Source organism: Paludibacter sp. 221 (assembly GCF_010501035.1).
Classification (GTDB): Bacteria; Bacteroidota; Bacteroidia; order Bacteroidales; family Paludibacteraceae; genus QVMH01.
On record NZ_QVMH01000076.1, the window covers coordinates 5,891 to 12,324 of the forward strand.

Consider the following 6,434-nt stretch of genomic DNA (forward strand, 5'->3'; position numbering starts at 1 on the left):
TCATCGAAGTCAGGGTTGAAGTCGATTAGGGAATCGTTGCCATTGTATGATACTCTAACGGTGCCGTCTATCTCGAAATCTTGGGTAAAACTATCATTTAGAGCTTGCATCGTTTTATGTAGTTTCTGTGCTTGCAAAAAAACTTTTTCACTTCCCTCAGTCAAAATGCGGTTTACCCGAAGAAGATTTTCGATATTTTCGGGAGTGTATTGAAACGTTTTGTCGAGCAGGTATTTACGTTTTTTCAAGAGCAAGCGTATTAATTCATCAGCACCTTGTTTGCGCCACGAATGATAATGGGTTTTTAATAGCTGTTCTATGTTTTGCGGTGTCTGATTTTCGGGTTCAGATATGCTTAACAATTGTTCTTTCATGGTTTGATTGAAAGTATCTAATTCTTCGAAGTATTTGTTTACTGCTTGTGTATTTAGTTGCCAGAGTTTTATTCTCATTTTTTTAGTTATTTGGAGTTGATAGAATTTTATATTTCCAACAAAGCGGACTTAGCCAAATAAGAAAATGCAATCTCATTGTGAAATTTCTCCATAAACTACTCTTTTATAATCATTGTTCCAAGGTAATTGTTCTGTTCCATGTGGGTAGCCATATCAAACATCTGTACTCGTGCAGAGATTAAATCGGCTATATGAACCATAAAGGCTTCTACTGTTGCAGGAACTACAGGAGAACCGTATCCTTTTATTCCGTGGTGTGCGAGTATGCAATGTTCTGCAAATTGAATGTCTCTTATCGCTTGTCTTTCCTGTTCTTCATTCTCAAAGTCATAACCTTGTCTGAACTCATTTAACAGGCTACAAATTTTCTTCGCAGACATATACACATGACCGAAAAGAGGCATATCGTCCGTATAACTCCAAGATGAGGTAAGTGAATATTCTAATGTCTTTCCCCAATCGTGAAATAATAGTGCTGCAATACAGACATGATGCTTAATTTCTTTGAGGTAATAGACTTTTGATAGTTGCGCATATGCAGTTAGGGCTTCTTCGGTATGGCTAGATAATCCATTCTCCCACGGATGGTGTACTTTTGCACCAGCAGGAAATTTTTCATAATCTTTAATCGCTTCGGCAACTGCGTCTGATTTGAAAAATACTTTCCAAAATGGTGGCATTTCTGTTTCTGATACTATCTGCAACAATCTCGATAAAAGTTGTTTGGAGTCTATATCTCCTTTCAATTTAATTTTAAGGAGTGGCGAATCCTGCTCTATATCCTCACGGTTTAGAATTACCATATCTAACCAGTTGGCAAAGTAATATTTACCTTTATCCTCTATGTTTACGAATAAAACTATCTTGTGCTTAAGTATATCGGGGTTTACATCTTCCGGTATTTTCCCAAGACAGCATTTTTTTCTTTCCCGACCTGAATGCAATATAAGCCACGCTTCATTTTTTGCTGTCTGATTATCTATGTTTTCTACTATAAATTGTGTCATAACTTATTGTTTGGTAATATAATAAAATACGAATGCCCTCTAGTTTTGAGAGCATTCCTGAATTCTTTAACTATTACTTGAGTGGTTTACTCTTTCACTCATCTATTGGGAAAAACTCTTCTTCGAAAGTATCATCTATCTCAGGAAAATCATCGGTATCAATTAATTCTCCTGACTCGGAAAATTCCTCTTCAAAACGTTCTTTCAACTCATCGACTACCAACAGAGACTGATTTGTTTTATCGCACTGAATCATTAACTCACAATAGGAACACGGGAAATCGACTTCTTCGAAAAGTCGTTTTAAGTCTGCTATTAACATTTATTAAAAAGTATTTGTTTAGGATTGTTGTTTCTCGGTCGGCATTAACAGTTTAATAATGCTATCCTCTCTGTCTTTTTCGATGGCATACATCAATGCCGTTTTGCCATCTTTGTCTTTTATGCTTGCATCGGCTTTTGCTGTCAATAAAGATTTTATTATCTCGGCTAACGTATTGCTCCCATTTCTCCAAGATTCGCTGCCCGATTCCGCAGCATGTATCAAAGCCGTTTTACCGTCATCGTCTTGTGTGTTTACGTTAGCTTCTGCTGTCAGCAAAGATTGCAAGAGAGATTCCGAATGTTTGCTGTATTCGTTACACACAGCAAACATCAATGCAGTCTTACCTCTGTCGGATTGTAGATTAACACCTGCACCAGCATCCAAAAAGACTTTAGCTAATTGATAATTACCGGTATAAGAGGCAAGCATCAATACAGTCATACCATTATTATCTTGACAGTTCACATTGATGCCTGCTTCAAACAGAATTTTCATTTGTTTGAAATGTTCTTTCCCCGAATTTGCAATAAAGGCATTCATTAAACGCCACTCATTGGCATCATGCATGTTTACAGTGCTTTTGAGTAGTCTCTCTAACAATGCTGTTCTCCGACTTTTGAATACACCTATCAACACCTTTAATGCATAATCATTTGCAGCATCAAGGAAGGATCCTTGTGCTAATAGGTGTTCAATTTCTTCCTCATCGCCATTCATTATTGCTCCTCTTAGCTTTAGATTTAACATCTCACTTTCATGAATGTTTTGTGAGGTGTTCTCACGGAAGTCTGTGTTTTTGGTCGGCATAGTTCTTACCTTAAAATATCTGTCAATTTTCCACTCTTAAATATAAGCGTAGGACATTCTGCTTTCGCAGCATTTATAACTGCGGCACTATATCCTCGAAGAGCAGGGTTATCATAGTCAAATTGCCATATTTCTTTTTTCTGTCCCGCCACAGTAGTAATGCTTTGCTTATATAAGGCTTTATTGACCCCCATTATTTCTTCAGCCACTGCCTGAGACATGCCAATTTCATATTTACCTGCCATAATTTTTCTTGCGGATGTCGCACCATATTTTGGGGTCAATAATTGCGTCCTCATTGCGTTTGACAAACCTGTTTGTAATTGTAATAGATATGTTCTCTTTTTCATATTCTCCAAACCATTAGGAATAGACTTTTCTAATTGTTCTAATTGTTTACGAAGATTTTCCAATACATCAACAGAAGGGCAATCGGCACTATAAAAATCATTATCTAATGCGGTTTCTGCTTCCGCTATTAGTGTTTCTTCTTCTTTCTGTTTCCGTTGCGCTTCTTGCGCTTTTCGTTGTTTTTCTTTTTGCGCTTCCTCTTGTATGCGTTGTATTTCTTTCTGCACCAACCCTTGTTCGGATATAATTTTCAATACTTCTCCTTCTGAATAAATATTGGGAAGAACTACTTTTCCTGTTTTATCAATAACTTTCCATCCATTCCAATAACTTCTGCCTGCATAACCATTGGAGAAGTCTGTAACTTGTCCATTATCATCTAATTGGAAAACTTCGTTCCCAGTTTTATCTATAAATCTCCAGTTATTGTATTTTACTTTTATCAGTCCATCCGAAAAATTGCCAATTTCTCTGTATCTCACAGGAATAATCTCTTTACCAGTTTTATCTATAATTCCCCAGTTATGATTATCGTCTTTTGCTTTTGCCAGTCCTTCCGAGAAACTTCCAATTTCTGTGTATTTGAAATCCGTAATTGCTTTTCCTGTCTTATCAATAAGTCCCCATCTTAGTGAGCTTCTTTTTCCATATCTGAAATCCGTTGCTTTTTTTACTATAGCAACACCTTCCGAAAAGAGGGTAGCGTCATCATATTCCAAAGGAATGACTACTTTTCCTGTTTCATCAATATATCCAAATAAACCTTTATGTTTTACGGCTGCCAGTCCTTCCGAAAACTCTCTTGCTTCATCATATTTGTATTTGATAACTGCTTTCCCTTTTTCATTTACATATCCCCATTTTCCTTTTTTGTTTTCGTTTGGTGTTAATATTTGTGCGTTTACACCTATGTGTAATGCAATGAAGCATATAATAAATGCTATTATTTTTATGTTTTTCATTTTTTTGAAGCCCTAATACGTGTCGGGCGCAACCTTTGATTTTATTATCTATAGCATTCCCCGTCCTCATCTAAATCATCGGTCAGCATCCATTGCCCTTCAACCTTGGAAAAAGTAAAAATAGTCTCTCCAAAATCAGAGTTATAAAAACTGTAGAAATATTTACTATCAGATTTTTTAATGAATTCTCCTGAAAATTCATATCCAACTTCTTCTCCTTGTTCATTTAAACCACTACCCAAAATTTTAGTTCCTTCAAAAATAACATTCGCATCTAAAAATTCCCATTCATCTTTTGACTTTATTGAACTCAAAGGGAATTTTATACGGGAGAGTTGAAAGTTTTTATCCGAAGTGAATTTTTGAATAAAATCTTGAAAATCTTCATTGTTTGGTGTAGCTGATGCACTTTGTTCGGTATTTATAATATCAGTTGTATTGTCTGAATTGGCAATTGTTATTTCTTGGTTTTCTGTAACGCTATTATTTTGTGTCAAGCAAAATCCAACAACTACTATAACTATACCCAATACTATCCCAGTCAAAATTAGTTTCTTGTTATCCTTACTTTCGTTTTTGTTTTGTGTTTTCGTTGTTAACCCACCCAAAACAAGTAATAATCCCGCTACAAGATAAAGAAATGCTGCTACATAATTATGCAATGGAAATAGTATAATTCCACAAATTAATGTCAATACTCCAAAAATGAGTGGTTTTACTTTTGATGGCTTTTTATCAGAACCAATAATGCCCAAAACACCACCAATAATTACAATTACAAAACTGCCAATAAACTTCAACATTACATTAACAGAATTTTCCATTGTTGAGTTTGCTCCTTGCGAATCTTCTGCAAATACTTCTTGTCCAGCGGATATAACAGCTCCGCCAACCCAAGAGCCAAAGAAACCTACTACTGCCCAAATTATACCAATAACAAGTGCTATGATACATAAAATTTTTGCTGCTTTTTTCATCACGTCTGTTTTTTTGATTATAAATATCGGTCTGTTATATAATCGCAATAACTTTCATTCCCGACATAAAACTCTTTGGACAGTTTTATGATTACTTCTTGATAAGTTATGTGGCTGAAGTTTATGTTGTCTTTCTTAGCTATCTCTGCGAATTGCTCTATTTCTTTTCTGTGTTCATAACCTTCTTTTCCAACCACGTCGTACCAAAGATACAGAAGACGAAAGCCTGTTTTGTTGTGTTTCTTTTTTAGTCCTAAAATATGTTTCATCAATTGCGGTGCATCTAAATATCGGAACTTGTTATCATTCGGACAGATTTCTTTTGCCAATTCGTACAAGTTTGGTAAGCCAGTCCAAAAAGAAGCATTGTCGATATATTTTTGTTTTATTCCGCTATGTTTCCTTCCTCCATAAGGCTCTGTAAATTTGGATTCGATAGCATAAACAAGAGATTGCGAACCTTCAATAACAACATCAAGATTAGGAGAAAATGGGAATTGAGCTCTGTCGTTGCTAATCTCAAACTTTTCTTCAAACTTAATTTTGGTTGTCGAAATGTTCTTTGCCGATTTTGAACATAATTTGCAAGCGTATAAAAGCGGGGAAACATCTTTACCGTTCCAATGTTGAAACAGATTAACCACTATTGCGGAAGATGAATGCAGAGCTTTCATTTTAGCCAAGTGAGTTCTTCCGTCTCTGGTTTCATTTCCATCTCCTGAATTGTAACAATCTAAACTTTCTTTGGATAACGGCTCAAATAAATTATCAGACAGGTTGTGCAGATAATTTTTCTCTCCTCTATCGGGGATAGCACCGCCGATAAGTTCAAAACCTTTTCGTCTTGCCCAATTTTGTTGCTTGGACTTAATAAATTCTAATCCATTCATATTAAATTAATTTATTGTCATTCAACTCCAAAAATGACGGGTTATTAAAAAAGAAAGTGTGGAGTTATTTGTTTATTGTGTAGGAGGCTCTGACAAAGCCCGGTAACAGATAAACAATACCCCACACTCGTTTAGTATATGTTGGTTTGAACATATAGCTATCCAAGTGATGAATGTTATTGCTATCCCTGTTACTTTGAAACTGTCAGATTTCCTACACGGGATAAAAGCGAAACACTTTCACCAATTATGTTGCCACTTTCGCGACACTACAAAGATAGTAATGTTTAGCTAAACAATAACACCTTAATTTAAAGGATTTTGTTTTCTCTGTTCCAGACTTATATTACAATACGGAATGCTTTCTCTTAAGCAATCAATTAATCTTTTCTATCCATTCCTCATCTGACGCAAAGCTTACCAGGTCTATGCTATCACCGGTAAAGCCTCCCTCTCTTGCGCACTCTTCATCTATCCATGCAGTCATTTCAAGATCTGCTTCATCACAAATTTCCCAATATTCAGACTCAGATATTTCCTTATTAAAATATCTCGTTCTTATTTCCATCCATTTTTCAGTATGTGTCATTTGCTTCCATTTTTATATATTAAATTTTAGTTTTGTGTTATCAAAATTTTCCTTCTCCGAATCCTATTTTT

The 6,434-nt window shown here is 35.5% G+C and carries 8 protein-coding genes; all 8 read right to left on the reverse strand.

From position 1 onward, the window contains the following. A partial coding sequence (locus D0T49_RS12515; RefSeq protein WP_163632169.1) for a hypothetical protein occupies positions 1 to 452 on the reverse strand: 452 nt, incomplete at its 3' end. Positions 453 to 550: 98 nt separating this feature from the next. Next, the gene (locus D0T49_RS12520) at positions 551 to 1,462 is read right to left on the reverse strand and encodes a hypothetical protein (protein ID WP_163632172.1); all 912 of its coding nucleotides are present in this window, start codon (positions 1,460 to 1,462) and stop codon (positions 551 to 553) included. A 94-nt stretch (positions 1,463 to 1,556) separates the two neighbouring features. Further along, positions 1,557 to 1,718: a hypothetical protein gene (locus D0T49_RS12525; protein WP_163632175.1), complete on the reverse strand. Its 162-nt coding sequence runs from the start codon at positions 1,716 to 1,718 to the stop codon at positions 1,557 to 1,559. Positions 1,719 to 1,802: 84 nt separating this feature from the next. Continuing rightward, entirely contained in the window at positions 1,803 to 2,534 is a 732-nt protein-coding gene (locus tag D0T49_RS12530; protein ID WP_163632178.1) for an ankyrin repeat domain-containing protein, read from the reverse strand. Positions 2,535 to 2,599: 65 nt separating this feature from the next. Continuing rightward, complete coding sequence (locus D0T49_RS12535) at positions 2,600 to 3,907, reverse strand: WG repeat-containing protein (RefSeq protein WP_163632180.1); 1,308 nt, start codon at positions 3,905 to 3,907, stop codon at positions 2,600 to 2,602. A 44-nt stretch (positions 3,908 to 3,951) separates the two neighbouring features. Continuing rightward, positions 3,952 to 4,884 (reverse strand): DUF6056 family protein, encoded by a 933-nt coding sequence (locus tag D0T49_RS12540; protein ID WP_163632183.1) that lies wholly within the window; start codon positions 4,882 to 4,884, stop codon positions 3,952 to 3,954. 17 nt (positions 4,885 to 4,901) lie between these two features. After that, positions 4,902 to 5,774, reverse strand: coding sequence for a hypothetical protein (locus D0T49_RS12545; RefSeq protein WP_163632186.1), 873 nt, complete (start codon positions 5,772 to 5,774; stop codon positions 4,902 to 4,904). Positions 5,775 to 6,150: 376 nt separating this feature from the next. After that, positions 6,151 to 6,363 carry a hypothetical protein gene (locus D0T49_RS12550; protein ID WP_163632189.1) on the reverse strand — a complete coding sequence of 71 codons (213 nt, stop codon included), beginning with the start codon at positions 6,361 to 6,363 and terminating at the stop codon, positions 6,151 to 6,153. Positions 6,364 to 6,434: the final 71 nt, after the last annotated feature.

Bases quoted from the DNA above. Each gene is read 5' to 3' on its own strand.
- D0T49_RS12525 (WP_163632175.1), bottom strand. From the start codon at position 1,718: ATGATTCAGTGCGATAAAACAAATCAGTCTCTGTTGGTAGTCGATGAG.
- D0T49_RS12540 (WP_163632183.1), bottom strand. From the start codon at position 4,884: ATGAAAAAAGCAGCAAAAATTTTATGTATCATAGCACTTGTTATTGGT.
- D0T49_RS12530 (WP_163632178.1), bottom strand. From the start codon at position 2,534: ATGTTAAATCTAAAGCTAAGAGGAGCAATAATGAATGGCGATGAGGAA.
- D0T49_RS12545 (WP_163632186.1), bottom strand. From the start codon at position 5,774: ATGAATGGATTAGAATTTATTAAGTCCAAGCAACAAAATTGGGCAAGA.
- D0T49_RS12535 (WP_163632180.1), bottom strand. From the start codon at position 3,907: ATGAAAAACATAAAAATAATAGCATTTATTATATGCTTCATTGCATTA.
- D0T49_RS12550 (WP_163632189.1), bottom strand. From the start codon at position 6,363: ATGACACATACTGAAAAATGGATGGAAATAAGAACGAGATATTTTAAT.
- D0T49_RS12520 (WP_163632172.1), bottom strand. From the start codon at position 1,462: ATGACACAATTTATAGTAGAAAACATAGATAATCAGACAGCAAAAAAT.